The following is a 26,479-nucleotide window of genomic DNA, read 5'->3' as shown; positions in this document are numbered from 1 at the left end:
ACATTGGAGTGACAACCTTGACCGCCGCAACCACGCCTAAAAGTAAGCCAACCGCCGCCGCGCTCTCCCCCGCGCGCACCAAGCTCTGCCTGGCGCTGCTCGTGCTGTTGGGATTCTCGCTCGGCTGCTCCGAGTTCGTGGTCATCGGCATCGAAAGCGACTTGGCAACGGAACTCGGCATATCACTTGCCACTGCGGGCCAGCTCATCAGCGTGTTTGCGCTCGTCTACGCTATCGCCACGCCGGTGCTTGCGCTCAGCACGGGGCGTTTTCGCCGCTACCAGCTGCTCGTGTGCTATAGCGTCGTCTTTGTGCTCGGCAACCTGGTCATGGCGTTGGCTCCCAACTTCCAGGTGCTGTTTATCTCACGCATTGTCCTGGGCTCTGTCTCGGGTGCGCTGCTCGCCGTGGGCGTGACGTACATCCCTGAGCTGCTATCCCCGCAGCAAACCTCACTTGCCATCTCGGTCGTGTACGGCGCGTTTTCCGTGGCGATGGTCTTTGTGACCTCGATTGGCAAGTTTGTGGCCGACACACTCGATTGGCACGTGGCCATGTACGGCACGCTGACCTTTGCCGTTTTGATCTGTAGCGCGCTCGTGGCGTTTATGCCTCGCGCCGGGCAGACCGATGAGCCCGCCACCTTCCGCGAGCAGGCGGGGCTACTACGCGAGCCGAGTATCATCACCGGCATGCTCATCTTCTTGTTTGGCGTGGGCTCGGTCTACGTATTCTACGGCTACGTGACGCCTTATCTGGAGCAGATGCTGGGCATGGATACCGTTCAGGCGAGCACCACACTTATGGCCTATGGCGTGTTCTGCCTGATCTCGAACATCCTGGGCGGATGGATCGATGCGCGTTTTGGCATGAAGGCGCTGCTGGTTACGTTTGTGCTGCAGGCGGCGGCACTGCTCGGGCTGTTTGCCGTGGGCGCCGCCATGCCGCTCGCGCTGGTCTTTGTCTTTAGCCTGGCGATGCTCATGTACCTGTTCTCGGTCTCATGCATCACGCACTTTATGGACGTGGCACGCAGCCGCCATCCCAAGTCGATGGTACTCGCAAGTTCGGTTGAGCCCATGGCGTTTAACGTCGGCATCTCGTTTGGCACCGCAGTGGGCGGCGCCGTGGTAAGCAGCATTGGCATTGCGTACGTGGGTGCAGTGGGCGCCGCGTTCTCGCTTGTGGCCTGGGCGCTCACGCTGGTGACGATTAAGTTAGCTCGCTGGGAGCGCCGTCGTCAATCTGCACAGCCCCGGATGCAGGCATAGGGGCGAACATAGCCCAAGGTGGCGAGCAACCGGTGAAAACCGTCCCATACGAGTAGTGTTTATCCGCCTGCAAGCTCCAGCAGTGCAATTTCGTGTACTTCAGATACACACTTTTCTACTATTTCGTGTATTCCAAGTACATGAAATCGTACTAAACTATGTATCTGAAGTACACGAAATTGGAAAGGCGGCCCCATGCGCAGATCAATCGAATCCGTTATCGAATCATGGGCGACAAAGGACGCGTCGCGCCCCCTCCTCATCCGTGGTGCGCGACGCGTAGGCAAAACGTACGTTGCCGAGGAAATCGGCAGACGAATCGCCGGCGATGCGTTTGTCAAACTCGACTTTCAGACCGATCTTGAGCTGATCGCTCCGCTGTTCGACTGTCCCACCGACGACGTTAACGCCATCGTGGCGCGAATCTCAGACTATAAACGCACCCCCATTCGCAAAGAAACCGCCTTCATCCTGTTTGACGAGGTGCAGCTCTGCGAACGGGCGCTCAACTCGCTTCGCTTTTTTTCGGGTTCGGGCTGGCGCATATGCGCGACCGGCAGTCAGCTCGGCGTCGCCACGCGCAAGCGCAAGTTGCCTTTTCCCAGCGGCGTTCGTCAAGAGACCATGCATCCTATGTCGTTCGAGGAGTTTCTCTGGGCGCTCGACGAGGAGCAGATGGCCAATGCCATTCGTACCCACGCCGGCACGCTCGAGACCTACGCCGCGCACCAAGCCGCGCTCAGCCTGTTTCATCGATACCAGATCGTGGGCGGCATGCCCGCCGCCGTCAACGCATATCGCAAGACGTTATCCATCGAGGATGCGCGCGTCGAGCAGCGCGAAATCGACGAGACCTATACCGCCGATATGACCGACCCCGAAAACGGGATCAGCGGCGTGGCGGCGCGCAAGGTCTGGCGCTCCATTCCGTCCCAGCTGCTGAGATCGTCCACAAAAAAATTCAAGTACTCCGAGGTCGAACGCGGAGGCCGTCGCGCCAAGCTTATCGAGCCGCTCGACTGGCTCGAAGGCGCCGGCATCATATCGGTCAACAACCTGACCGAAGGCATCGAGCCTCCCCTCGTTCCCTTCGACGACGAAGATGGAAGTTTCTTTAAGGTCTATCTTCTCGATACCGGCCTCATGTTCTACAAACTCGGCATCAACCCGCGGCTCTGGCTCGACCTCAAAGAGGATTCCGCCATAGCGCTATCTTCCGACTTCCGAGGCGCCCTGGCGGAAAACTCGGTCATGCAAGCATTTTCGGGCAATAGCTTGCAGACGTATTACTGGGTGCCGCCGTCGTCTTGGAAGACGACCGGCGAGCTCTATTTTTTACTTCAGACCGACCGTATGGAAATTGTGCCCGTCGAAGTAAAGTCCGCACGTAACGTGCGCGCGAGAACCCTCGGGTCGTTTATGGACAAAGCCCGATCGCCATATGCCTACATTTTGTCCGAGAACAATTTTTCCCGCAGCGAAACCGATGACGGGCGCGAGCTGCGCCACCTCCCCTTGTACGCAGCGGGCTTTATTGGAGCAAACTGCCTCAAGAGCAGTCTGTAAGCCCTGCGCGACCGCCTAGAAAGGAAGCCGCTCATGCAACGCATTCTTTTTATCTGCTATGGAAATATCTGTCGCTCGACGATGGCTGAGTCCGTGTTTACCGAGCTGGTGCGGCGCGCCGGGCGCGCGGGCGAGTTTGTCATTGACTCCGCTGCGACCTCAACTGAGGAGATCGGCAACCCGCCGCATCATGGCACGGTCGCCAAGCTGCGCGAAGTCGGGATTCCCGTCGTTGCGCACCGTGCCCGCCAGGTGCGTCGCGCGGAGTATGGCGACTGGGATCACATTGTCTATATGGATGCTGAGAACGCGCGGGGCCTGCGTCGCATCTTTGGCGACGCAGGCCCCGACGGAAAGATTACGCGCTTGCTCGATTGGACCGAGTGTCCCGGCGACGTGGCCGACCCCTGGTACACCGGCAATTTCGATGCCACCTACCGCGATGTGCTCGCCGGTTGCACCGCTATGCTCGAGCAGCTGTAGGTTCGTGGGCGCACGAACCGCGCCCACGGCATAAATCGAGCGTAGTTTTTCTCCCACTTTGAGCGTTCAAGTGCGCTCTATACGGGAGAAAATCCACACTCATGAATGTGACAAAGGGACTGGCCCTAGACCGGCTTGACCTCCAGCTTAATCCCCTTGGCACAGGAGTCGCCCAAAACATCCGAAAGGGCCCAGGTCGCATATAGAGGCAAATAGAGAACCGCTCCGTTGCGCTCAACGTTGCCTCTCGAGAAAACAATCCCGAGCCTTACGCCATATTCAGCCGTATCAAGCACATGACCGAGCGCAGCGTGCGCGTGGTAATAGGAGCCCGATTTAACCTCGATCGGAACAGCCGTCCCATCCGGTCCATCGACCACAAAGTCCACTTCACCGCGCTTTTTTGTCTGATAGTAGTAAAGCTGGCGATTTTGGGCAGCCAGCTGCTGGGCCACCACGTTTTCGTAAATGCCGCCCAGATTGGGCTCCTTGCTATCAAGATACGCCGCTTGGGCGACTCCAACGGGGTAGCGCGCCATCAACATGCCCGTATCCGATTGATATAGCTTGAACTGCGATGGCCGCGCCGTCTTGAGCAGGGGCGATTTTGGCTCGGTTACGATATCGGCTTTGAGAGCAACGCCGGCATCGACAAGCCATACAAAATCTCGCTGATACTTCTCGTAGTAAGCCTTGGGGTCAATGGAATTGAGCACGAAGCGCTTGTTTTCGCCCTCGAGCATAATAGGGAGCTGATCGTAGATGCTCTGCACCTGCAGGGCTCGCCCGTTTGCATACTTGGAGATATCCCGCCGGTACTGTTCGTTGAGCTCTGACTGTAGCCGACGAACAGAGGCAAGGTCGCCCTGCGTGTCAAGGAAACGCTGCACGACCTCCGGCATTCCGCCGACAACGGTATAGGTCCTGAAGTTTGCCATCATCGCGTCATGAATGTAATCAGGAATGGGTCTCTCGCTGATACACGCGTCACGTATCGTTTGGCGAGCCCCCTCGCTCACCCCGATTGCCCAGCAAAACTCCTCAAAATCGAGCGGGAACATCCTAAGCTCGTGGACATACCCCACGGGATAGGACCTGACGCCCTTGAACTGAGTCCCGAGCATTGACCCCGAAAACGCCCAACGGCACCTCCCGTCCTCAACAAGGAACTTTGCCATCGTCATGATGTCGGGGGCCTCTTGGACCTCATCGATAAACACGAGCGTTTTGCCTGGTGCAATCGACTTTCCCGAAAGAAGCGTCACCCTGCTGATGAAATCATCGGCATCCCGCGCCTCGAGAAGAGCATCTTTTGCCTGGCGATTTTCCATGAGGTTAAGCTCGATGTAGGTTGCATGGTTGGCTTTGCCAAATGCGCGAATCGAATAGCTTTTGCCAATCTGGCGAGAACCCGTAATGAACAAGGCCTTTTGCTCGGAAGACTTCAGCCAACGCTCCAGCTCTGCCGCTATTTTCCTGCGCAGCATAGCCTCTCCCCTCGGTGTCATCAAATGAAATGCAAAGTTTTATACGCTTGATTATCGATGAAACGCAGAATTTTTAGAACCTAAAATCGGATGAAATGCAGAGATTTGAGATTACAAACATAGTAGAAGGGGCACCACCGGCGAATGTGACAAAAGAACTGTCCCTTTGTCACATTGCGCTCAACTACTCGTCGACGATCTCGGCAAGCCAGACGTTCAGCGTATCGACTTCGGGGCAGCAGAACTTTGCCGTACCGGGCTCGTTGCCAGGCACGGTTCCGCCATAGCGCAGGATATCGATATAGGGAAAGCCCACATGGCAGGCCATGGCGCACATCTTGCCGCGGTCTCGGTCGAAGTCAAAAACGTCGCCCGGCTTGTGACCATGGTGGCAGCGGCACGCACCCAGCTGGTCCACGCAGCTCACGCGGATACGCGGACGCTTGCCACGCGGCGCGCCGAGCGGCTTGTTATCGCCCGCAGGCTTGATGCCGCCCTCGCCAGCATTACTCATGGTCGATCACATCCAGGCAGGCCTCGATGGGAAGGCCGGCCGATTTGTCCTCTTGGTCGGCATTGCGCTCGATAAGCTCAGCCACCACACGCATGGCATCGGCCGTCGCGCGCTGCAGACTCCAACCGCTCATCACGCGACCCATCAACACGGCCGAGAACGTATCGCCCGTGCCCGGGAAGTACACCGGGATCAGCTCAAACGGAATCTCAAAGTACTCCCCCGCCACATGATCGTAACCGACGACGGCACTCGCCCCATCGACCTTTGCACTCGTAATGACAACCGACTTGGTGCCCAACGCGAGCATAGCGTCCACGAGCGCGCGGGCCTCATCGGCCGTAATCTCTTCGGCGATAGGCGTATCGGTGAGCAGGCACGCCTCGGTATAGTTGGGCACCGCGTAGTCGGCGCACTCGACCAGGCTGCGCATGAGTCCGATGGTCGACTCGGGCACGCCGGCATAGAGCTTGCCGTTATCGCCCATGATGGGGTCGACGAATACCTTGGTGCCTTTTTGCGCACGGCGGTGGCAAAAGTCCGAGATGATGCGTGTCTCTTCCTCGGTCACGATAAAGCCGGTCGAGATGGCGTCGAACTCAAAGCCGAGCTCCTCCCAGATAGCAAGGCTTTGGCGCACGTACTCGGTGGTGTCGTGGATGTAGAACTTGGGGTAGTTAAGCGTGTCGGAAACGAGCGCCGTCGGCAGGTTATGGATACGGTAGCCCATGTGCGACAGCACCGGCAGCATGGCGGAAAGCGCGACCTTGCCGTAGCCGCACATATCGTTGATCAGCAGCAGCTGAGTATTCTTCATGAGTGTCCCCCTTGGATCGGGCGCGGCGCAACGGCGCCACAGTGCAACTAAGTGTAGCGCAGGGGACGTTGTGAACGGGCGCTGGCGCCGCGGAGGCCACATTGTTGCGGAAAGGTTACGGGAAGGAGGAAGTTAGTCATTGGGGACGTTCTTGTTTGACTAGTCATTTAAGAACGTCCCCAACGACTATCGCAGGTTGAGGACGGACAGCGAAAGCGTTCCTAAGCGAGCAAGGTGACGTGAAAGAGGAGGGCATAGGCCTTGTGGCCATGCCCGACGATTGAACGCCAGATTGCCGCTTAGGAGCGTTTGCAGCGTCGAGCGGTTACGGCGTTTGGCAAAACGCCGTAACTTAATAAGTTTGGTACCTTGACATTGATTTCTCACGCTCCTAAATTGGTTAGGCACAAAACAATTCCACTACCTAACTAAAGAAAGGAGCAACACTAATTCATGTGCGATGAACCTCTTAACCTTTGTTCGCACGAGCCCGGCGGTGACCCGTCGCAACCGGTAGACATACCCGAAGCGGTCAGCGCCGAAGACAAACTCGCCAAGCGCATCCTGAGCGGCCTGGGTTTTTGCGGCCATTACATGCATTTTCATGGCGGAGGCGTGTCCGGCAAGGCGCCCATCATCTGCCTGCTGGCCAAGCAGCCCGGCGGCGAGATGTCGCAGCAGGAACTCGGCATGCACTTTGACCTCAAGCCGGGGTCGCTTTCCGAGATCCTGTCCAAGCTCGAGGTCAACGGCCTCATCGAGCGCAGCCGTAACCCCAAGGATCGACGGCAACTCACCATTCGCCTGACCGAAACCGGCCGGGAAAACGCCCGCATCGACCAGGCAGCCCGCATTCGCTTTAGGGAACAGGCCTTTAGCGCCCTTACGCACGACGAGCGCGAGGACCTCGCCGAAATGCTCGATAAAATCCGTGTAACCTGGGAGGAACTGGATGATTAAAACCCTCATGGGAAGCATCCGCGACTATATGAAAGTCACCGTTGCCACGCCGCTGCTCGTGCTTGGCGAGGTGCTCTGCGAGATGCTGATTCCATTTATCACCGCCAACCTGATCGACGCCATCAAAGACGGCGCCACCGTAGCCGAGATGCTTCCCACCGCAGGCTTTTTGGTGCTCATCGCGCTGACGTCGCTTGCTTTTGGCGCCGCCGCCGGCGTTACCTGCAGCCATGCGAGCTGCGGCTTCGCCAAGAACCTGCGTCACGACCTGTTCTACAAGATCCAGACGTTCAGCTTTGCCAACATCGATGAGTTCTCGAGCTCCTCGCTCGTCACGCGCCTGACCACCGACATCAACAACGTGCAGCAGGCCTTTATGATGATTATCCGTATCGCCGTGCGCGCGCCGCTGGTATTGATCTTCGCCTTTACCATGGCGTTTATCATGGGCGGCAGCGTCGCCATGGTCTACCTGGTCATCATTCCGCTACTGGGCTTTGGACTGTTCTTTATCATCTTTAAGGTGCGCCCCATCTTCTCGCGCGTGTTCCACAAGTACGACGCCCTTAACGAGTCCGTCGAGGAAAACGTCACCGGCATGCGCGTGGTCAAGAGCTATGTGCGCGAAGACTTTGAGAAGGAGAAGTTCGCGACCGCCGCGCGCGACGTCCAGATGGACTTCACCCGCGCCGAGAAACTGCTGGCCTTTAACAACCCCATGATGAACATCTGCGTCAACGGCGCGTTTGTCGTCATCATCTACCTGGGCTCCAAGCTCATCATCACGAGCCAGGGCACGCTGTTCGATGTGGGCCAGCTCTCCTCGATCTTTACCTATGGTTTCCAGATCCTTATGAGCCTGATGCAGCTGTCGATGATCTTTGTCATGGTGACCATGGCCGACGAATCGGCGCACCGCATTACCGAGGTGTTGGCCGCCGAGCCCACGATCGCCAATCCCGCCGAGCCCGTGCTCGAGGTTGTCGACGGTTCCATCGACTTTGACCACGTGAGCTTTAAGTATTCCGCGCATGCGAAGCGCCAGGCGCTCGACGATATCGACCTGCACATTAAGAGCGGCGAGACCATCGGCATCATCGGCGGCACTGGCTCGGCCAAGTCCACGCTTGTAAACCTCATCGCCCGCCTGTACGACGCCACCGAAGGCACCGTGCGCGTGGGCGGCATGGACGTGCGCGACTACGACCTGGACGCACTGCGCCACCAGGTCGCCATGGTGCTACAGAAAAACGTGCTGTTTAGCGGCACCATCGCCGAGAACCTGCGCTGGGGCGACCCGAACGCCACCGACGAGGAAGTCCGCGAGGCGGCACATCTGGCCTGCGCCGATGAGTTTGTCGACGGCTTCCCCAAGGGTTACGACACCTGGATCGAGCAGGGCGGCTCCAATGTTTCCGGCGGTCAGAAGCAGCGCCTGTGCATTGCGCGTGCCCTGCTGCGTCGCCCCAAGATCTTGATCCTGGACGACTCCACTAGCGCCGTCGACACCAAGACCGACGCCAAGATTCGCGCAGGGTTGGCAAGCTATCTGCCCAACACGACCAAGCTCATCATCGCCCAGCGCATTAGCTCCGTACAGGATGCAGACCGCATCATCGTCATGGAGGGCGGCCGCATCGCGCAGATCGGCAACCATGACGAGCTGCTTAAGACGAGCGAGATCTACCGCGAGACCTTTACCTCGCAAAACAAGATGTCTGCCGAGGGCGAAGGGGCCGTCGAGGCCGACACCGAGGCATCCGCAACGCAGGCTCAGACCCAGGAAGGAGGCGAGGCACATGAGTAAGGCAACGACCGCCGAGCGCGCGCTCAACCGCAAGGGCGGCACCATGTCGCGCCTCATCAAGACGCTCTTTGGCTTCTACCCCGTGCTTTTGCCCCTCGTCGTCGTCGGCGTGGTGCTCTGCGCCATCATCAACTCCATCGGCGCGACCTTCCTTCAGAGCGCCCTGCAGATTATTAGCGAATCGTGGCAGTCGGGCGATTGGGAAGCCGCACAGCCCAAGATCGCACAGCTCGTGACTACCCTCGCCTGCATCTACGGCGTCGGCATCCTGTCTTCGCTCTTCTGGAACCGCGCCATGGCCATCGTCACGCAGGGCTCGCTCGAGAAGCTGCGCGAGAAGATGTTCAACCGCATGCAGGACCTGCCGATTCGCTACTTCGACACGCACCAGCGCGGCGACATCATGAGCCACTACACCAACGACATCGACACGCTGCGCCAGATGATCAGCCAGTCGCTGCCCAACCTGCTCATGACGACCATCGTCATCGTCACGGTATTCTTTATCATGCTGTACTACAGCGTGTGGATGTGCCTGGTCATTGTGGCCGGCGTCGTCTTTATGACCTTTATGACCAAGCTGCTCGGCTCCAACTCCGCGCGTTTCTTTATTGCGCAGCAGTCCGAGCTCGGCGTGGTCGAGGGCCATATCGAGGAAGTCATGAACGGCCAGAAGGTCGTCAAGGCATTCTGCCACGAGTCTGCCGCCGAGGCCGATTTTGACGAGCGCAACGAAAAGCTCTTCGAGGTCTCGCAAAAGGCCAACATGTACGCCAACATCCTCATGCCTATCCTTATGAACCTGGGCAACCTGCTCTACGTGCTGGTCGCACTGGCAGGCGGCATTTTCCTGGCGCTGGGCGTGCCCAACCTGAGCATCTCGGGCATGACGCTGTCCATCGCCGTCGTAGTGCCGTTCCTCAACATGACCAAGCAGTTCTGCGGACAGATCGGTCAGATCTCGCAGCAGATCAACGCCGTGGTCATGGGCCTCGCCGGCGCCGACCGCATCTTTGAGCTCATCGACGAGGAGCCCGAAGCCGACGAAGGCTATGTGACGCTCGTCAACGCGCAGGTGAACCCCGATACCTGGCAGCTCGAGGAGGCCGACCACCACACCGGCATGTGGGCGTGGAAACATCCGCACCGCGCAACCGGCGAGATCGAGTACGTACCGCTGCGCGGCGACCTGGTCATGGACAACGTCGACTTTGGCTACACGCCCGACCACGAGGTGCTGCACGGCGTGTCCGTGTTTGCCAAGCCGGGCCAGAAGGTCGCGTTTGTCGGCGCCACCGGTGCCGGTAAGACGACCATCACCAACCTCATCAACCGCTTCTATGACATCGCCGACGGCAAGATTCGCTACGACGGCATCAACGTCAACAAGATCCGCAAGGCCGATCTGCGCCGCTCGCTGGGCGTGGTACTGCAGGACGTGAACCTGTTCACCGGCACCGTGATGGATAACATCCGCTACGGCAACCTGGACGCCACCGACGAGGAGTGCATCGCGGCGGCCAAGCTCGCGGGCGCGGACGACTTTATCACCCGCCTGCCCGACGGCTACGACACGATGCTCACCGGCAACGGCGCGCAGCTGTCGCAGGGCCAGCGCCAGCTGATTTCGATCGCACGCGCTGCCGTCGCCGATCCGCCGGCGATGATTCTGGACGAGGCCACGAGCTCCATCGACACCCGCACCGAGGCCATCGTGCAAGCGGGCATGGACAAGCTCATGGAGGGTCGCACGACGTTTGTCATCGCGCACCGCCTGTCCACCGTGCGCAACTCCGACGCGATCATCTGTCTGGACCATGGCCGCATTATCGAGCGCGGTAACCACGACGAGCTGATCGCCAAGCGCGGGTATTACTACCAGCTCTATACCGGAGCGTTTGAGCTGGAGTAGTTCGGCTCGCCGAGATGGCCGATTTGCCGCTCATTCGTCGGGCATGACCCTAAGGTCAATGCCCTCCTCTTTCGGGGCAAATCGACTCATCTCAACGACCCAAACACAATGCTTCGCAACGAATAAAGCCTCCGCAGCACACACGAGCTGCGGAGGCTTTTCTATACCTTCTGTTACAGGCTTACCGTTCCTCGTGTTGCGGCCCGGCTGCCTCGGCTGTCTTTACGCGGTTCTTGTCGATGTACATGTTTTTGTCGGCCTGGGAAAAGAGTTCACGCATGGTAGGCGGTTCATCAAAATCACTGGAAAGCGCGTAGCCCACCGCATAGCTGATAGGCATGTCGGGGTGAACCTCGGAATACTCGTTCACGTTCGCACGAACCTGAGCGAGACAGGACTCCACGGCAGCTCGATCGGTATCCCGCAGCACCGCGATAAACTCATCGCCGCCGTCGCGGCCCACAAAGCAGGTCTCGGACGCCACGAGCCCCAGCTGCTGGGCAAAAGAACGGATGTATTCGTCGCCTTTCTCGTGGCCGAAGTTGTTATTGACCGTATGCAGATTGTTAAGGTCGAAGACGCACATCGCAACGGGCGCCTCCGCGGAGACAGGCTGCTCCTGCCCCAAGACCTCCTCGCACTTGTTCTTGTTGGGCAGTCCCGTGGCTTCGTCGAGATAGACTTTGCTCTGCAGTTCGCGATTGAGCGCGGCAGTTCGCACCGCGCGAACAAGTTCGACCGCAAAGGTCGCCACCAAGCCCATGATGTCGATGATCACCAAGCCCTCGAGATAGTTGAGCGCCGACGCCTTCTCCTGAGAGTAGTCCTCTGCGAGTCGCGTAGCATCGTCGCAAATGCCAAAGAACTCCTCGCTCATAGGGATGATGTCGGTGTTCTCATAGCCGACTTCGCGCACGCGGATGATCTCGGCGCAAAGCTCATCAAAAAAATTTGCAAGCTCGGTCATTTTTGCCTGATACTCATCGTCGTCGAGACGGACGAGGTTGAGGTCGTCACTTCCGTAACGCAAACCGTTGATGTATGAATCCACGGCTTTGAGCAGGTCATCTTGAGGCTGGCCCGCATCCTCGAGCTTAACGATTCGCTGCGTGGTACCGCGCACCAGACCGGCGTAATTGACCACGCGCGCCGTGCCCTGGATATCGGAGACGAGCAGCATAACATTGATGAAGAAGAAGATGAGAACTGCCGTGAGCACCATCATGAGCAGGCGCACCGCCCGGCTGGCTTTCTTGGCGACAGAAGTATTCACAAGTTCACTCCCCAAATGACAAAAGCACAGGTAGTACGCAACGTGCTGGAATTCACGTGAGGTCAACTCTACCAGATGATTTTTCTAGGACGGGAATTAAAGAATCATCGACACGATAGCTATTTGAGGAGTTGGGCCATGGCGTTGACGAATTTTTGGACTTGGAGGGTGGGCTCGAGCGGGTAGTGCAGAAAGACCGGCACCTCGCGGCCGCACAGGAACGGCACGCCCACAAAGGCTGGGTGCACCCCCGACCACGCTCCGCAGGTGAGTACCGCGTCGCCCTTTTCCTCCGCCTCGTTAAAGAGCGCAAAGTCGAAGCTGTCCACATCGATCACGTCCACGCCGCCGTCTGCCAACAGATCGATACGCAGGCTGTCCATAGCGTCGTTGCCGTGGCGGAGCACGCGCAGGCGCATGCCCTCTAAGTCGGCAACCGTAATGCGTTTCTTGCGCGCCAGCGGGCTCGTCCGTGGCACGTCGATATAAAACGTCACGTTAACGATGCGGAGCTTTTGGCAGGCATCACCCCAGCGCGGGGTCGAAAAACTCGACTGCACTACATCCACCTCGCGACCAAGGCTGCGCATGACGGATTCGCGTTCGTCGTAGAGGTCGCTCACCGGCACGATCTCGAAGCGCAACGATGGCTCCAGCTCGTGTACGCCCGTCCACATCGACAGCGTCTGGCGCCCCGGACACATCATCGACACGCCCAGACGCACGGCCCCGCCATCGCCCGCCGCGCGTCGGGCACGGCGTAGCGCGTCCTCGGACTGCCGCATGATCGAACGTGCATCGTCCACCAGCAGAGCACCTGCCGGCGTCACCTTAACACCAGAATGCGAGCGCTCGAACAACGTGATGCCAAACTCGGCCTCGAAGCCCGACACCTGCTTGACGAGCGCCGGGGTCGACACGCGCAATTTTGCCGCCGCCCGCGAGAAGCTTCCCAACTCAGCGGCGGCCGATATGGCCTCGAGTCGTCGATCGTACACGTCAATCTCCTGTTTCCAGACGTATGCCCATGCACTGCCGAAGGGGGTCTTTTTGGCAGGTCACACACTCAATTAAAGGCGCATTGTCTTGCGAGCTATAAACCATTGGTTAACGCCATTCTAACAAATATGCAATTCACCTGCGCAAATGTAAAGCATACGATAACCAGCGAAAACCACGTGGGTCGATTAATGGGAGCGACCCACCGGGAGGCACAAGAAGGGAAGTTCCTATGAGCAATTGGCTTAAGCTCGAGGGCGATGTCTGCGCCGTGACTGGCGCGCTCGGCGGTATGGGCGTCGAGATTTGCCGCGAGTTCGCCCGCAACGGCGCCAACGTCGTCCTGCTCGATCTGGACGAGGAAAAGGTCAAGGCCGCAGCCGCCGACCTCGCCGCCGAGTTTGGCATCCACGCCGAGGGCTACAAGATGAACGCCACCGACGAGGCCGAGGTTCAGGCCGCCGTCGACGCCACCATCGCCGACTTCGGCCGTGTCGACGTCCTCGTCAACACCGCCGGCATCCTGCGCTTCGCCGCCATGGAGGACCTGCCGCTGAGCGACTGGGAGCAGGTGCTCAACGTCAACCTCACCGGCTACTTCATCACCTCGCAGCGTTTTGGTCGAGAGATGATCAAGGCCGGCCAGGGCCGCCTGGTGCACATCTCGACCGTCGCCAGCCACTCCCCCGAGACGTTCTCGGGCGTGTACAGCTCCACCAAGGCGGGCGTCAACATGATGTCCAAGATGCTCGCCGCCGAGTGGGGCCCCTACGGCGTCCGCTCCAACTGCGTCGAGCCCTGCTTCGTTAAGACCCCGATGTCGGCCAATTTCTACGCCGACCCCGAGGTCGAAAAGAGCCGCAGCCGCCTGATCGCCACGCGCCGCATCGGCGAGGTCAGCGATATCGCCAACGCCGTCATGTTCCTGGCGTCCAAGCGCTCGGACTTTACCACCGGCGACGCCATCAAGGTCGACGGCGGCTTCTCCAACATGATGGGCGACCTCACCGCCAAACCCGGCGGCCGTCGCGCCTATGCCGACAACTACCTTAAGAACAAGGGTGTCGAGCTCTGGTCCGATGAGTCCGGCGTCGCCAAGCCGACTGACCAGTAAACCAACCCGACAGGGAGGACCCGCAGACACGCCTGTTCCTCCCCCGTATCGATTAGAAAGAGTCCAATGGCTTCCACCAACTCCAACAAGGGTCGCGCCGTCGTGCTTTCCGCCGCGTGCGTCACCATGTTCTTCATCAGCTCCATCGCGCTGTATTCCGTCGTGAGCAAGAACCTGCTCGCCGTCTACCCCGAGTGGTCCAGCGCTCTTACCTGGGCCTTCCCGGTCTTTCAGACCATCATGGCCGTGACGGGCATCTTCGCCGGCCGCATCTCCGATAAGATCGGCCCGCGCAACGTCGTGATCGCCGCCGCCGCGTGCTACGGCCTGGGCTGGTTCATGTCCGGCACCGTCACCGAGCCGTGGCAGTTCTACCTGTGGTTCTCGCTCGTCGCCGCCATCGGCAACGGCCTGGGCTACAACCCCGCGCTCACCACCGGCCAAAAGTGGTTCATCGACAAGAAGGGTCTCGCCTCCGGCATCACCCTGGCCGCTTCGACCGCCGGTCCCGCCGTGCTGTCCCCGGTGCTCGCCTCGCTGCTCATCCCGAGCCTGGGCATCTTTGGCGCCCTTAAGGCGCTCGGCGTCATTTTCTTTGTGACAATCGCCACCTCCGCCCTGTTCCTGAAGGCCCCCGAGGCCGGCTGGCTGCCCGAGGGCTTCGAGGCCCCCAAGGGTGGCGCACATGCCGGCACCTTCGGCGACCTCACCCCGGGCGAGATGGTCAAGACCCCGCGCTTCTGGGTCCTCATCGTCACCTTCGCCTTTGCCGCCACCGCGGGCACCCTGCTCGTGGGCAAGGTTGCCTCCATCGCCGCCGTCCAGCTCTTCGCCGACCCCACGAGCGCCGCGGCCGTCGCCCTCGGCGGCGTGGTCGTCTCCGTCAACACCTGCGCCAACCTGGTCGGCCGTCTGTCCTTTGGCCAGATCATCGACAAGCTCGGCGCCTATAAGTCGCTGCTCATCAGCCTTGTCGTCACCATCGTCGCACTCGTCATCATGTCGATGAGCTTTACGCAGAGCATGTTCTTTGTGGCGCTCGCCCTGCTCGGCTTTAGCTTTGGCGCCCTGCTCGTCATCTACCCGCCGCTCACCGGTGGCGCCTTTGGCACCAGCAACATCGGCGTCAACTACGGCATCATGTTTTTGGGCTATGCCGCTTCCACCTGGATCAGCCAGCCCATCACCGCCGTGCTGTATCACGCCGAGGCCGGCAGCGCCGCCTACCAGCAGTCCTTCTACGGCGCCATTGTGATCGCCGCCATCGCCGTCGTGCTCACCGTCTACATGATGGTCTCCGACAGCGAGAAGAAGTCTGCCTAGTTTTACCGATGCGACAAAGGGACGGCCCCTTTGTCGCATTCCACCGGTCACCAGTATTAAGGAGTCGAAATGTCTGAGCTCAACCCCGTCCGCATTGCCGTTATCGGCGCCGGCGCCATGGGCCGCAACCACATCCGCTTTGTCACCGAGGAGCCCGAGGCCGAGCTCGTCGCCATCGCCGACGCCTTTGAGGGCGCCCGCGCCACGGCCGAGGCCGCCGGCGTGCCGTTTTACACCGATCCCGCTCAGATGATGGACGAGGTCAAGCCCGAGGCCGTCATTATCGCCACCCCCAACGACCTGCACCTGGGCGTTGCCCGCGAGGCCGTGAAGCGCAACATCGTGCCGCTGGTCGAAAAGCCGATCTCCAACGATCTCGAGGATGCCCAGGCCTTCGCCGCCGAGGCCGAGACCGCCGGCGTGCCCGTGCTCGTAGGTCAGCACCGTCGCCACAACCCCTTCGTCAACAAGGCCAAGGAGATCATCGAGTCCGGCGAGCTGGGCAAGCTCACCGTGTCGAGCTTCCACTACATGATCTATAAGAATGACGAGTACTTCGACGTCGAGTGGCGCCGTAAGAAGGGTGCCGGCCCGATCCTGGTCAACCTGGTTCACGACGTCGACCTGCTCCGCTACCTGCTGGGCGAGCCCGTTGCCGTCCAGGGTATGCAGTCCAGCGCCGCCCGCGGTTTTGAGACCGAGGACTCCGCCGTGGTCAACGTCCGTTTTGCCGATGGCGCGCTCGCAAGCATGACCATCTCCGACGCCACCGCCAGCCCCTGGAACTGGGAGGCAACCGCTCGCGAGGATCCGCAGTACCGCCCCTTCGACGCCGACGCCTACTTTATCGGCGGCACTAAGGGCGCCCTGTCGCTGCCCCGCCTGCACCAGTTCTCCTACGACGGCGCCTCTAACTGGCACAAGCCGCTGCAGATGGAGATCCCGGCCGTGGACCCGGCGCTGCCGCACAAGATGCAGCTCAAGCACTTTGTGAAGGTCGTCCGCCGCGAGGTCGAGCCCGTCGTGACCCCCGCCGATAACGTCAAGACGCTCACGCTGCTTAACGCTATCAAGGAGGCCGCCGAGACCGGCCAGCTCGTCGAGCTGTAATGCCTTAAGAGCGACCGCGGCAGAAACCCCCATGCCGAACCCTTCGGTCCGCCACCAACAAGCCCCTCTTCTTTGCCCCGCGAGCAGCCTCCTGCCCGCGGGGCTTTTTGGTACCTTGCCGGCGATTTTTCTGGGGCAGGGGCCATTTTGCGCCTCAGCTTGGTTCGTGCGCCACGAAATGGGCCTATCTACTACGTTTAGCCGACCACCCTCAACCATGCCGAATTTCCTAAAATCAAAAGCGCAGGTAGACGGCTTGCGCATTCTCGGAAAACCGGGGGATGGTCGACCCATACGGTTCAAACGTAGTAGATAGGCCGTTTTCGTGGCGCGGCCCCAAAACAGCCTTTTGGGACGGGTGGTATCCTTGGTAGCCCTGTGTTGCAAACGCACCTTAAACGCAAGGAGTCCCATGGATCTTATCGCCCAGCTCGCCCGCGAGCTCAACCTTAAGGCCGCCAATATCGAGGCGGCCGTCAAGCTCATCGACGAGGGCAACACCATCCCCTTTATCTCGCGCTACCGCAAAGAAGCCACGGGCGGCATGGACGACGTCGCCCTGCGCGCACTCGACGAGCGCCTGTCTTACCTGCGCAATCTTGAGCAGCGCAAAGAGGACGTCATTCTGCTCATCGACGCCCAGGGCAAACTTACGCCCGAGCTCGAACAACAGATTCGCGAGGCCACGCAGCTCCAGCGTGTCGAGGACCTCTACAAGCCCTACCGCAAAAAGCGTATGACCCGCGCGCAGAAGGCCCACGAGGCCGGCCTGGAGCCGCTTGCCAACATGATCATCATGCAGGCCTCGGCCAAGGGCAGCGCACTCGACGCTGCCGCGGCATACGTCAACGAGGAGGCCGGCTTCGACACGCCCGAAAAGGCGCTCGCCGGCGCGGCGGACATCGTGGCCGAGACGGTGGCCGAGGACCCCGAGAACGTCGCCGACCTGCGCGCCTTTACGCAAAACACCGCCGATATCGTCGTCGAGGCGACCGACCCCGCCGAGAAGACTCCCTACGAGCCGTACTACAGCTATGATGAGCCGCTGCGCCGCATCCCCAACCACCGTGTGCTGGCTATCGACCGCGGTGAGCGCGAGGGCAAGCTCCGCGTGCGCGTGAACGTCGACGGCGCCGCCGCCACGGCACGCCTCGGCAGCCGTTGGCCCCGGCGCCAGGGCGTCTTCGCGCCCGTCTTTGACGCCGCCATCGCCGACGGTTACAAGCGCCTCATGGCCCCCTCGCTGGAGCGCGAGGCCCGCGCCAAGCTCACCGTTCGCGCCCAGACCGAGGCCATCAACGTCTTTGCCAAGAATCTCGAGGGCCTGCTCTCGGCGCGCCCCGTGCGCGGCGCCCGCGTGCTCGCGCTCGATCCGGGCTACCGCACCGGCTGCAAGGTCGCCGTCATGGACGAGACCGGCAAGCTACTCGACCACGGCGTGGTCTACCCCACCAAGCCGCGCCACGACGTCGCCGGCACCAAGCGCGAGCTCGCCCGCCTCGTCAAAAAGGACGGCGTCAACACCATCGTCATCGGCAACGGCACCGCCAGCCGCGAGACCGAGGAAGTCGTCTCGGAGTTCATTGCCGAGCAGGCGCCTGGGCTGCGATACACCATTGTTAACGAGGCCGGCGCGTCGGTGTACTCCGCCTCCGAGCTCGCGAGCCAGGAGTATCCCGACCTGGACGTCACCGTGCGCGGCGCCATGAGCCTGGGCCGCCGCCTGCAGGACCCACTGGCAGAGCTCGTCAAGATTCCGCCCCAGTCCATCGGCGTGGGCCAGTACCAGCACGACCTTGACCAGGCCGAGCTCTCGCGCACCCTGGGCCACGTGGTGGAGGACGTCGTCAACCGCGTGGGCGTCGACGTCAACACCGCGAGCGCGAGCCTGCTGGGATACGTTTCGGGCATCACGCCGAGCGTGGCCAAGAACATCGTGGCTTTCCGCGAGGAAAACGGCGCCTTCACCGATCGCCGCCAGCTCAAGAAGGTCCCCAAGCTGGGACCCAAGGCATATCTCAACGCTGCAGGCTTTTTGCGAATTAGCGGCGGTAAGAACCCGCTCGACGCAACGAGCGTCCACCCCGAAAGCTACGAGGTGGCAACGTCCGTCCTGGAGCGCGCCGGTGTGGCGGCAAGCGAGCTCAGCCGCGGCGGCGTGCCCGACATCGAGCGCCGCCTGGGCAGCATCTCGGCGCTGGCAAGCGACCTGGACTGCGGCACCCTGACGCTCATCGACATTGTCAACGAGCTCAAGAAGCCCGGCCGCGACCCGCGCGACGACGCGCCCGAGGTGGTCTTTAGCCGCTCGGCGCTTTCCATCGACGACCTGGAGCCCGGTATGGAACTCAAGGGCACGGTGCGCAACGTTGTGGACTTTGGCGCCTTCGTCGACGTGGGCGTGCACCAGGACGGCCTCGTACACATCTCCAAGCTGGCCAACCGCTTTGTCAAGCACCCGAGCGACGTGGTGCGCGTCGGTGACACGGTCAAGGTGTGGGTCGAAAAGGTCGATCGCGACCGCAAGAAGATCTCGCTCACCATGGTACAGGGGAAGTAAACCGCCAAAGCAGGGGTACCCCCTGTAGTGACGTGCAAAATCGCGAGTATTCTGCAAATTCCACCGTTCCGGATGCCCCTCAGAGGCGAAAAAGCAAAAAACAGCCCCCGTTTTAGCGTCGTCAGAGCCAAAACGGGGGCCGTTCCGTGCCTCACCCAACTGGTAAAAGCCTTTACCTTGCTGAATACTCTCAATTTTGCACGGCGCAGGCGGGGGTACCTTTGCCCACGGCAGGATATGGAAGCCAAGCGCCAACTTGCTGGCAAGCTCGTGCCGGCAGCCCCGGCCTTTCCTTTGCCTAGCGCGACCCCCGCGAAGCGCGTGAGCGATAGGGGAAGGAAAGCCGGGGCGAGCAGCCCGCGGCGTAGTCAGTGTTCGCGCTACGGCAGGATATGGAAGCCCAAAGCGGCGATATCCTTGGCAAAGCCGCGCACGGTGTCGAGCGAGACCTCGTACGGGTCGCGACCGATGTTCTTGCGCTTGGCCAGGATGCTGTTGGGCACCGTGATGATCTGGCAACCGCAGGCCTCGGCCTGGTAAATGTTGATGAGCTCGCGCGTGGACGCCCACAGGACCTCACAGTTGGGCTTGGCGGCGGCCTTCTTGACCGACTCCGTCATAAACGGAATGGGGTCGACGCCGGTATCGGCGATGCGGCCGGCAAAGAGCGAGATGATGGACGGCGTCTCGGTGTCAACGGCCTCGACCATCTCATCGACCTGCGTAGGCGTAAAGATAGTAGTGACGTTGACCTTGATGCCGTCGGCGGAAAGCTTGCGGACCAGCTCGGCGGTGGACTCGCCCTTGGTGGTCACGCACGGAATCTTGACGTAGACGTTCTCGGCCCAGGTAGCGATCTCGCGCGCCTCGACCTCCATGGTCTCGACGTCATCGGCAAAGACCTCAAACGAGACGGACACATCGGTGATGTGGGTCAGGACCTCCTTGGCAAACGCGCGGTAATCCGTCACGCCGCCCTTCTTCATAAGGGACGGGTTGGTCGTGAAACCCTGAACGTTGCCGTTCTCGTACATGTCGAGCATGCCCTCGAGGTTTGCACCGTCAGCGAACACCTTGATTGCCATCTGCCTGATTCCTTTCGCTTGCACATGGGCGTTAAACTGCTAAACACTTTACCTACGTTAATCAAGGCGTGAGCTGCGGTTTTTTATCTTCTCGGCGAACGGTATAAACACCTCAGTGTTTGGATTGATAAATCGATTGAGCATGCAAAAGCGAAGAGTCGCAGTTTGAGCAAACGTCAGAACGCGGGATTCATTAGATGAGGCCGAAATGCTGCATCGCTGTGACGGTACCGTCGTGTGCGACATCGTCGGTCACGTAGTCGGCGACCGCCTTGACCTCGGGCATAGCGTTGCCCATGGCCACGGCCGTCTCGACAGCGGCGAGCATGCCCAGGTCGTTACCCGAATCACCAAAGCCAAAGGTGCGCGCGTTGCCAGTGCGGCCCAGATACGCCAGCGCTCGCGCCACGCCCACGCCCTTGTCAATGCCCTTGGGACTCAGCTCGCGATTCTGACCACCGGTGTTGCACAGCTCAAACTCGCGATCGATAAAGCCGTCATCATTGGCTACGCGAGCCAAACTGGGCACATTGAGGCATACCTTGCCCACGTGCAGACTATCGTCGACGCGCATTTCCTCGGTGCTGTGCACCACAGAAGTGCCGATCAGAGACGACTGCTCAACGCCCGCGGGTTCCAGGGCAAAAGTAGCCACGTTGGTCTCGAAAAAGGCCTCAATCCCCGCCGCGGCCATACGGCGCGCAAGCTCCTCGATAACGTCCTCGTCAAAGCAGTCCTCATGCACCACGCGACCCTCGACCTCGAGCGTGGCGCCCGCCATGGCAACGACACCCGCAGGCTCCAAAGCACGCAGGCCATCGGCAATCAGCCACAAGGGACGACCCGTGCAGATAAACGCCTTGTGCCCTGCGTCGCGCAGACGATGAAACGCCTCGATCACCGCCTGCGAGGGGCGAACCGCCGAAAAGTCCTTATCGGTCATATCGTCGGGATCGAACGACGTCAGCGTGCCGTCCACGTCAAAAAAGAGCACAGCGGGTTTGGGACACGCATCAATCATATGAGTTCCTTTCGAGGATAAGGGCAAACGAAGCATCCATCATATAATGGAGCGACGCAACCAGAGAGGTCACCCATGGAATTTTACGCAAGCTGCCCCGAGGGCTTTGAGTCCGCACTCGCCGATGAGCTTAAACGCCTCGGGCTTTCGCATGTCCGCCGCCTAAAGGGCCGCGCCACGTTTGAGGGCGAGCTTGAGCGGGGCTATCGCGCATGCCTGTGGTCGCGCCTGGCCAGCCGCGTGTTTGCGGTGCTCGGACGCTTTGAGGCGCAAGATGCCGACGAGCTGTACGATAGCGTTTACGACATCGCCTGGGAGAACATCGTCCGCCCCGGCGCCACCATCGCCATTACCGCCCGCGGCGTGACCGAACAGCTGCGCAACACGCGCTTCTCGGCCCTGCGCGCCAAGGATGCGCTGTGCGACCGTCTGGCCGAGACCACGGGCCGTCGCGCCGATGTCGACGCCGCCGATCCCGACGTTCACCTGCTGCTTTCGCTGCGTCAGCGCCGCGCGAGCATCAGCCTGGATCTTTCGGGCGACCCGCTGTTCAAGCGCCTGCCGCCCGCGGCGACCCGTGCCGGCGAGGGCGCGCACGTGCTGCGCCCCGACTACGCCGCCCTGGTGCTGGCGCAGGTCGGCTGGACCGCACTGTGCGAGCGCGAGCTGACGGCCGACGATTACGAGAATGAAGCCCTTCCCACGCTAATCGATGCCTCGTGCGCCGGCGGCGGCCTGTTGCTGGAAGCCGTAAACATTCTGACCGACCGCGCCCCGGGCGCCGCACGCGAGCGCTGGGGCTTTGAGGGCTGGCAGCTGCACGACGCCGCTCTGTGGGAGCAGCTGCTTGCCGAGGCGCGCGAACGCGAGGCGGCAGCGCGCGAGCGCCAGGCGCGCATCGTGGCCGTAGACATCGACCCCGCCGCCCGCAAGACTGCCGAGCGCATGGTCAAGTGCGCCGGCTACAAGCGTTTTGTCGACTTTTGTGCCGCCAAGCCCGCCACCGTGCTGGACCACGCAGGTACCGTTGCCGGTGCCGCCCTGGTCGCGGACACGACCGAGACACCGCTTTCGCTCATGCACGACGCCATGACGCTGGTCGGCGAGCTGCGCCGCGCGCCCGAGCTCGCTTCGGCACCGGTCGCCGCACTCACCCGCGATGGCCTTATGGCCCGCGCGCTCCATGCCGAGCCCGCGCGCTCCATCGCCGTCATGCCCAATAACGAGGAGGCGGCTCTTGAGGTTTGGCCCTCGCTCGACCACGCCGCCGCGGCATTCGAAGCTGCGACCAGCGCAGATGCCGAGGAGCAGACCGCAGATGCCCAAGGCGAAGCCGCCGACACCCTCATGCCCGAACCTACCGCCATGCTCGACCTGGGCGACGGCAAGCCGCTGCCCGTGCTCATCCCCGAGTCGGAGCAGTTCGCCAACCGCCTGCGCAAGAACGCGCGCCTGCGCCGCAAGTGGGCCAAGCGCGAAGGCGTGAGCTGCTACCGCGTCTACGATGCCGACCTGCCCGACTACTCCGCCGCCATCGACCTGTACGAGGGCTGCCCGCAGACGCCGGGCCGCTGGCTCGTCATCGCCGAATACGCCGCGCCCAAGACCATCGACCCCGCACTGGCCCAGGCCCGTATGCTCGACATCTTGGCCATCGCGCCGCGCATCCTTGATGTTCCGGCCGAGCACGTGCACGCCAAGGCCCGCATGCGTTCGCGCGGCGGCTCGCAGTACGGCAAACAGGGCGCCGGCAAGGGCGCATCGGGCGAGCGCGCCAACATCGCGCGCCGTCGCCTGCCGCTCATCGAAGAGGGTGGACTCACCTTTGCCGTCAACTTTGATGACTACCTGGATGTGGGCATCTTCCTGGACCACCGCGTCACCCGCAACCTGGTGCGCGAGCACGCCAAGCAGGCGCGCCGCTTCCTCAATCTGTTCGCCTATACCGGCACCGCCACCTGCTATGCGGCAGACGGCGGCGTCGAGGAAACTGTGACGGTCGACCTTTCCAACACCTACCTGGACTGGGCCGAGCGCAACATGCGCCAAAACGGCTTTGTGGGGCCGCAGCATCACTTTGTGCGCGACGACGTGCTCGCCTGGATTCGTGACCAGCGCCAGACGCGCAACCGCTGGGACTTGATCTTTGTCGACCCGCCCACGTTCTCGAACTCGTCCAAGATGGGCCGTCGCACTTGGGATGTCCAGCGCGACCATGTCGAGCTTTTGGCCGGCGTATCGCGCCTGCTCGCGCAGGGCGGTCATGCCATCTTTAGCTGCAACCTGCGCGGCTTCCGCCCCGAAACGCGCAAGCTCGCACGCGCGGGCGTAGTGCTGGAGGACATTACGGCACAGACCATCCCCGAGGACTTCGCGCGCAACCAGAAGGTGCACCACTGCTATATCGTGCGCCGCCTGCCCATCGAGGACGCCATGGCCGAGGTCGGCTTTAGCGCCGAGGAAATTGCCGAGCGCGTCGAGGAGCTGCGCAACCCCGAGGCCCGCAAGCCTCGCGCAACGGCGCCCGCGCACGCGCAGGCTGGCAACGGCAAGTCTAACTTTGCTGGCAAGCCCTCCCCCGCCGGCAAGCCCAAAAAGAAGAAGTTCTACGCCAGCAAGCCCAAGGGCAAATAAACAAAGTTGCGGTGGAATATGGACTGCTTTGCCTGGAATTAGGCAAATTTAGACCGTATTTCACCGCAACTCATAGTGGGATGGCGGACGCCGTCCTACCCTTGGGTGACCAGGCGATAGCCGATACCCACGTGCGTCTGGATATAGCGCGGATGCGCGGGGTCGGACTCAATCTTCTTGCGCAGCGTGCCCATAAAGACGCGCAGGCTCGCCAGGTCGCTCTTAGTTGCCGTGCCCCAGATCTCATGCAGGATAAACTGGTGCGTCAGCACCTTGTCGGCGTTGTGTGCCAGCAGGCACAGGAGCTTATACTCGATCGGCGTCAGATGCAGTTCCTCGCCATCCATCGTGGCGATGCCGGCATCAAAATCGATATGCAGCTCACCGGTATCGAACGAGCCCTCGGAGGCAACACCGCCCGTTTGCGCATACGAAAGGCGCCTGAGCGTCGTGCGAATACGCGCGAGCAGCTCCTCGACCGAAAACGGCTTGGTCAGGTAGTCGTCGGCACCGGCATCGAGTGCGCGAATCTTGTCCGCATCCTCGCTGCGCGCCGAGACCACGATAATCGGCATGCCCGACCATGCGCGCACCGACTCCACCACCTTGACGCCGTCCATATCGGGCAGGCCCAGATCGAGCAGCACAATGCTCGGCGCCTGCGACGAGGCGGCGGCGATAGCGGCATGGGCGGTCTCCACAGCCATATGGCGCAAGCCGTGCGCCTCGAGCGCGGCAACAATAAGATTGCGAACGGCGGGGTCGTCCTCAACGACCAAGATGAGCGGTTTTACGGCAGAGTTCGACACAGCGCTACTCCTTATCAAACGAAACGTCGGCGGCAGGAAGCTCAATCGTAAAGACCGAGCCGTGCGGGTCCGCCGCGGCAACCTCTATGCTACCGCCATGCGCCAGCGCAATGGAGCGGCAGAGCGAAAGACCCAGGCCCACGCTGCGGTGACTGTCAGCCAGACCGTGGTTGGCGGTATAGAACGACTCGAAGATCCGCTCGCGATCCTCGGGTGCGATGCCCGGACCATCATCGGCCACCGAGCACGCCACGCGTCCATCGTCGACGCTAATCGAAATCATGATATGCGAGCCCGCGGGCGTATAGGTGATGGCGTTGTTCACCAGATTGACCACCAGCTGCACCATCAGGCGCGCATCGACGTTGACGAGCGCCGGCTCATCGCACGCCACTACCTTAAGGTCGTGCTCGCGCACGGCAGGGTTCACGTGGCGCAGCGCCTCCTCGACGATATCGTCCATGAGCTCGAGTGTGGTCGACAGGCGCATACCGCCACCCTCGAGCTTGGTGATGGCGAGCAGGTTCTCGACGGTGGCGTTGAGCCATTGCGCATCCGAGCGAATGGAAAGGAGCAGGCCGCGGCGCGTCTGGGCATCGAGCACCGCGGTGCCGGTCGAGCCCTGGTCGAGCAGCACGTCGGCATTACCCGAAATACTGGTAAGCGGCGTGCGCAGATCGTGCGAGATGGAGCGCAGCAGGTTGGCGCGCAACTGTTCGTTTTTGGCGAGCACCGCCGCCTCCTCGCGGGCCTCCATGGCGCGGGCGCGGTCGAGCGCCAGCTCGCCTTCGCTCACGATAGCATCGGCAAGCGTCCGCTCCTCATGCGTCAGCACGTCGGGCTCGGCAACGATAGCCAGCACGCCCACCACCGAGGCGGGGTCGCCCGAGCGCACGAAGCCGTCGCCCGTGCGAACCGTCAGGTAGATGCCATAAAACGCCGAGCCGCCAAACGTGGCGTCGAGCGGCGTTCCCACATAGGCGGACGCCGAAAGCCGCGGCGGCATCTGCGGCGCCAGCTCGTGCACCGGCACGGCATCGCCCACGGCCGTGTACGTCGCACGCGGCAGCAGGTCATCGCCCTCGGCGTCGGCGCTGTACCACACGACCGGACAGCCCGAAAGACGCGCCAGCTGCGTGGCCATGGCGTGAACGATCTGCTGCTCGTCGGCGCAGCGCTGGAGCATGCGGTTGGTCTCGAGCACCATATGCGTGCGACGGTCGCTGGCGGCAGCCTGCGCCAAGGCCCGGCGCAGGGCTAACGCAATCGAGCTCGATACAAGCGAGACCACAAACATGATGAAGAACATGCCGGGATAGCCGCGGTCGATAAGCGACAGCGAGTAGCGCGGGTCGACAAACAAGAAGTTGTAGAGCGCCACGGCGGCAGCCGAGCTCAGCAAGCAATACAGGCGACTCCAGGTAAAGAATGCGCACAGCTGCACGGCGAACACATAGACGATCATGATGCTCGGCGCGAGACCCGGATGGTCGAGCAGCGCGCCCACAATCGTCGCCGCCACCAACAGCCCCACCGACACGCAGGCGTCATACAGAGGAGTGCGGCGCGTCAGCGTTGTGCGCCGCCACCAAAAGCTATCGGCAATATCGCCGTCCGTACGAACGTCCATCAGCGCCCCGCCCCTCTCTCAAAAACAAAAACCACCACAAAGGTGCCTGTGAACTGCGCCCCGAAACTTGGACTGAATAAATAGCGACTACGCCGCAAGGGCCT

20 protein-coding genes are annotated in these 26,479 nt (G+C 61.4%); 11 read left to right on the top strand and 9 right to left on the bottom strand.

All coding sequences use genetic code 11. The features are described from left to right. The first annotated feature begins 8 nt into the window (after nucleotides 1–8). The 3 genes from GPK42_RS04990 (at nucleotide 9) to GPK42_RS04980 (ending at nucleotide 3,320) form a co-directional block, all read left to right on the top strand. Nucleotides 9–1,271, top strand: a complete 1,263-nt coding sequence (locus GPK42_RS04990) for an MFS transporter (RefSeq protein WP_253276050.1) — start codon at nucleotides 9–11, stop codon at nucleotides 1,269–1,271. 195 nt (nucleotides 1,272–1,466) lie between these two features. Then, complete coding sequence (locus GPK42_RS04985; protein WP_215693958.1) at nucleotides 1,467–2,837, top strand: ATP-binding protein; 1,371 nt, start codon at nucleotides 1,467–1,469, stop codon at nucleotides 2,835–2,837. Nucleotides 2,838–2,870: 33 nt separating this feature from the next. After that, on the top strand, nucleotides 2,871–3,320 hold the full coding sequence (locus GPK42_RS04980; RefSeq protein WP_055286304.1) for a low molecular weight protein-tyrosine-phosphatase: 450 nt from the start codon (nucleotides 2,871–2,873) through the stop codon (nucleotides 3,318–3,320). Nucleotides 3,321–3,445: 125 nt separating this feature from the next. Here GPK42_RS04980 and GPK42_RS04975 read toward each other — a convergent pair whose 3' ends face one another. The 3 genes from GPK42_RS04975 to GPK42_RS04965 all read right to left on the bottom strand — a co-directional run bounded on the left by GPK42_RS04975 (nucleotide 3,446) and on the right by GPK42_RS04965 (nucleotide 6,138). Then, a complete protein-coding gene (locus GPK42_RS04975; protein ID WP_215693956.1) occupies nucleotides 3,446–4,807 on the bottom strand; it encodes an ATP-binding protein in 1,362 nt (453 codons plus the stop codon). Nucleotides 4,808–4,991: 184 nt separating this feature from the next. Further along, nucleotides 4,992–5,321 (bottom strand): TIGR04076 family protein, encoded by a 330-nt coding sequence (locus GPK42_RS04970; protein ID WP_215693954.1) that lies wholly within the window; start codon nucleotides 5,319–5,321, stop codon nucleotides 4,992–4,994. After that, nucleotides 5,314–6,138: a PfkB family carbohydrate kinase gene (locus tag GPK42_RS04965; protein WP_215693952.1), complete on the bottom strand. Its 825-nt coding sequence runs from the start codon at nucleotides 6,136–6,138 to the stop codon at nucleotides 5,314–5,316. Before GPK42_RS04965 ends, GPK42_RS04970 begins: the two co-directional genes overlap by 8 nt. 453 nt (nucleotides 6,139–6,591) lie before the next feature. Here GPK42_RS04965 and GPK42_RS04960 point away from each other — a divergent pair, with 453 nt between their 5' ends. The 3 genes from GPK42_RS04960 to GPK42_RS04950 are packed head-to-tail and all read left to right on the top strand — an operon-like array spanning nucleotide 6,592 to nucleotide 10,817. After that, the gene (locus tag GPK42_RS04960) at nucleotides 6,592–7,098 is read left to right on the top strand and encodes a MarR family winged helix-turn-helix transcriptional regulator (RefSeq protein WP_215693951.1); all 507 of its coding nucleotides are present in this window, start codon (nucleotides 6,592–6,594) and stop codon (nucleotides 7,096–7,098) included. Continuing rightward, entirely contained in the window at nucleotides 7,091–8,905 is a 1,815-nt protein-coding gene (locus GPK42_RS04955; protein ID WP_215693949.1) for an ABC transporter ATP-binding protein, read from the top strand. The genes GPK42_RS04960 and GPK42_RS04955 overlap by 8 nt, the downstream gene beginning before the upstream one ends. Next, nucleotides 8,898–10,817: an ABC transporter ATP-binding protein gene (locus GPK42_RS04950; RefSeq protein ID WP_215693947.1), complete on the top strand. Its 1,920-nt coding sequence runs from the start codon at nucleotides 8,898–8,900 to the stop codon at nucleotides 10,815–10,817. Before GPK42_RS04955 ends, GPK42_RS04950 begins: the two co-directional genes overlap by 8 nt. Before the next feature lie 181 nt (nucleotides 10,818–10,998). Here GPK42_RS04950 and GPK42_RS10160 read toward each other — a convergent pair whose 3' ends face one another. Further along, the gene (locus GPK42_RS10160; protein WP_215693945.1) at nucleotides 10,999–12,090 is read right to left on the bottom strand and encodes a GGDEF domain-containing protein; all 1,092 of its coding nucleotides are present in this window, start codon (nucleotides 12,088–12,090) and stop codon (nucleotides 10,999–11,001) included. A 119-nt stretch (nucleotides 12,091–12,209) separates the two neighbouring features. After that, the gene (locus GPK42_RS04940; protein ID WP_215693943.1) at nucleotides 12,210–13,088 is read right to left on the bottom strand and encodes a LysR family transcriptional regulator; all 879 of its coding nucleotides are present in this window, start codon (nucleotides 13,086–13,088) and stop codon (nucleotides 12,210–12,212) included. 233 nt (nucleotides 13,089–13,321) lie between these two features. Between GPK42_RS04940 and GPK42_RS04935 the strand changes: the two genes are divergently transcribed. The 4 genes from GPK42_RS04935 (at nucleotide 13,322) to GPK42_RS04920 (ending at nucleotide 19,196) form a co-directional block, all read left to right on the top strand. Further along, the gene (locus GPK42_RS04935) at nucleotides 13,322–14,203 is read left to right on the top strand and encodes an SDR family NAD(P)-dependent oxidoreductase (RefSeq protein WP_118934451.1); all 882 of its coding nucleotides are present in this window, start codon (nucleotides 13,322–13,324) and stop codon (nucleotides 14,201–14,203) included. Between the two features lie 66 nt (nucleotides 14,204–14,269). Next, nucleotides 14,270–15,526: an MFS transporter gene (locus tag GPK42_RS04930; protein ID WP_215693941.1), complete on the top strand. Its 1,257-nt coding sequence runs from the start codon at nucleotides 14,270–14,272 to the stop codon at nucleotides 15,524–15,526. A 69-nt stretch (nucleotides 15,527–15,595) separates the two neighbouring features. After that, nucleotides 15,596–16,636: a Gfo/Idh/MocA family protein gene (locus tag GPK42_RS04925; protein WP_006235665.1), complete on the top strand. Its 1,041-nt coding sequence runs from the start codon at nucleotides 15,596–15,598 to the stop codon at nucleotides 16,634–16,636. A 412-nt stretch (nucleotides 16,637–17,048) separates the two neighbouring features. Further along, the gene (locus tag GPK42_RS04920; protein WP_215693939.1) at nucleotides 17,049–19,196 is read left to right on the top strand and encodes a Tex family protein; all 2,148 of its coding nucleotides are present in this window, start codon (nucleotides 17,049–17,051) and stop codon (nucleotides 19,194–19,196) included. A gap of 380 nt (nucleotides 19,197–19,576) precedes the next feature. Here the strand turns inward: GPK42_RS04920 and GPK42_RS04915 are convergent, their stop codons facing one another. Together GPK42_RS04915 and GPK42_RS04910 are read right to left on the bottom strand one after the other, a co-directional pair. Beyond that, a complete protein-coding gene (locus GPK42_RS04915) occupies nucleotides 19,577–20,281 on the bottom strand; it encodes a transaldolase (protein WP_252200121.1) in 705 nt (234 codons plus the stop codon). 193 nt (nucleotides 20,282–20,474) lie between these two features. Then, on the bottom strand, nucleotides 20,475–21,302 hold the full coding sequence (locus GPK42_RS04910) for an HAD-IIB family hydrolase (RefSeq protein WP_215693935.1): 828 nt from the start codon (nucleotides 21,300–21,302) through the stop codon (nucleotides 20,475–20,477). Between the two features lie 75 nt (nucleotides 21,303–21,377). Here GPK42_RS04910 and rlmKL point away from each other — a divergent pair, with 75 nt between their 5' ends. Next, complete coding sequence (rlmKL, locus tag GPK42_RS04905) at nucleotides 21,378–23,936, top strand: bifunctional 23S rRNA (guanine(2069)-N(7))-methyltransferase RlmK/23S rRNA (guanine(2445)-N(2))-methyltransferase RlmL (RefSeq protein WP_215693933.1); 2,559 nt, start codon at nucleotides 21,378–21,380, stop codon at nucleotides 23,934–23,936. 95 nt (nucleotides 23,937–24,031) lie between these two features. Here the strand turns inward: rlmKL and GPK42_RS04900 are convergent, their stop codons facing one another. Both GPK42_RS04900 and GPK42_RS04895 read right to left on the bottom strand, forming a co-directional pair. Beyond that, nucleotides 24,032–24,745: a response regulator gene (locus tag GPK42_RS04900; RefSeq protein WP_215693931.1), complete on the bottom strand. Its 714-nt coding sequence runs from the start codon at nucleotides 24,743–24,745 to the stop codon at nucleotides 24,032–24,034. A gap of 4 nt (nucleotides 24,746–24,749) precedes the next feature. Further along, on the bottom strand, nucleotides 24,750–26,375 hold the full coding sequence (locus GPK42_RS04895) for an ATP-binding protein (protein WP_215693929.1): 1,626 nt from the start codon (nucleotides 26,373–26,375) through the stop codon (nucleotides 24,750–24,752). Between the last annotated feature and the right edge of the window lie 104 nt (nucleotides 26,376–26,479).

This window comes from Collinsella aerofaciens (assembly GCF_018785265.1).
Lineage (GTDB): Bacteria > Actinomycetota > Coriobacteriia > Coriobacteriales > Coriobacteriaceae > Collinsella > Collinsella aerofaciens_AI.
Note: the sequence above shows the minus strand (reverse complement) of the source record. Positions and strands in the feature narration are given on the sequence as shown.

Bases quoted from the DNA above. Each gene is read 5' to 3' on its own strand.
- GPK42_RS04985 (WP_215693958.1), top strand. From the start codon at position 1,467: ATGCGCAGATCAATCGAATCCGTTATCGAATCATGGGCGACAAAGGAC.
- GPK42_RS04980 (WP_055286304.1), top strand. From the start codon at position 2,871: ATGCAACGCATTCTTTTTATCTGCTATGGAAATATCTGTCGCTCGACG.
- GPK42_RS04975 (WP_215693956.1), bottom strand. From the start codon at position 4,807: ATGCTGCGCAGGAAAATAGCGGCAGAGCTGGAGCGTTGGCTGAAGTCT.
- GPK42_RS04970 (WP_215693954.1), bottom strand. From the start codon at position 5,321: ATGAGTAATGCTGGCGAGGGCGGCATCAAGCCTGCGGGCGATAACAAG.
- GPK42_RS04965 (WP_215693952.1), bottom strand. From the start codon at position 6,138: ATGAAGAATACTCAGCTGCTGCTGATCAACGATATGTGCGGCTACGGC.
- GPK42_RS04960 (WP_215693951.1), top strand. From the start codon at position 6,592: ATGTGCGATGAACCTCTTAACCTTTGTTCGCACGAGCCCGGCGGTGAC.
- GPK42_RS04955 (WP_215693949.1), top strand. From the start codon at position 7,091: ATGATTAAAACCCTCATGGGAAGCATCCGCGACTATATGAAAGTCACC.
- GPK42_RS04950 (WP_215693947.1), top strand. From the start codon at position 8,898: ATGAGTAAGGCAACGACCGCCGAGCGCGCGCTCAACCGCAAGGGCGGC.
- GPK42_RS04935 (WP_118934451.1), top strand. From the start codon at position 13,322: ATGAGCAATTGGCTTAAGCTCGAGGGCGATGTCTGCGCCGTGACTGGC.
- GPK42_RS04930 (WP_215693941.1), top strand. From the start codon at position 14,270: ATGGCTTCCACCAACTCCAACAAGGGTCGCGCCGTCGTGCTTTCCGCC.
- GPK42_RS04925 (WP_006235665.1), top strand. From the start codon at position 15,596: ATGTCTGAGCTCAACCCCGTCCGCATTGCCGTTATCGGCGCCGGCGCC.
- GPK42_RS04920 (WP_215693939.1), top strand. From the start codon at position 17,049: ATGGATCTTATCGCCCAGCTCGCCCGCGAGCTCAACCTTAAGGCCGCC.
- GPK42_RS04915 (WP_252200121.1), bottom strand. From the start codon at position 20,281: ATGGCAATCAAGGTGTTCGCTGACGGTGCAAACCTCGAGGGCATGCTC.
- GPK42_RS04910 (WP_215693935.1), bottom strand. From the start codon at position 21,302: ATGATTGATGCGTGTCCCAAACCCGCTGTGCTCTTTTTTGACGTGGAC.
- rlmKL (WP_215693933.1), top strand. From the start codon at position 21,378: ATGGAATTTTACGCAAGCTGCCCCGAGGGCTTTGAGTCCGCACTCGCC.
- GPK42_RS04895 (WP_215693929.1), bottom strand. From the start codon at position 26,375: ATGGACGTTCGTACGGACGGCGATATTGCCGATAGCTTTTGGTGGCGG.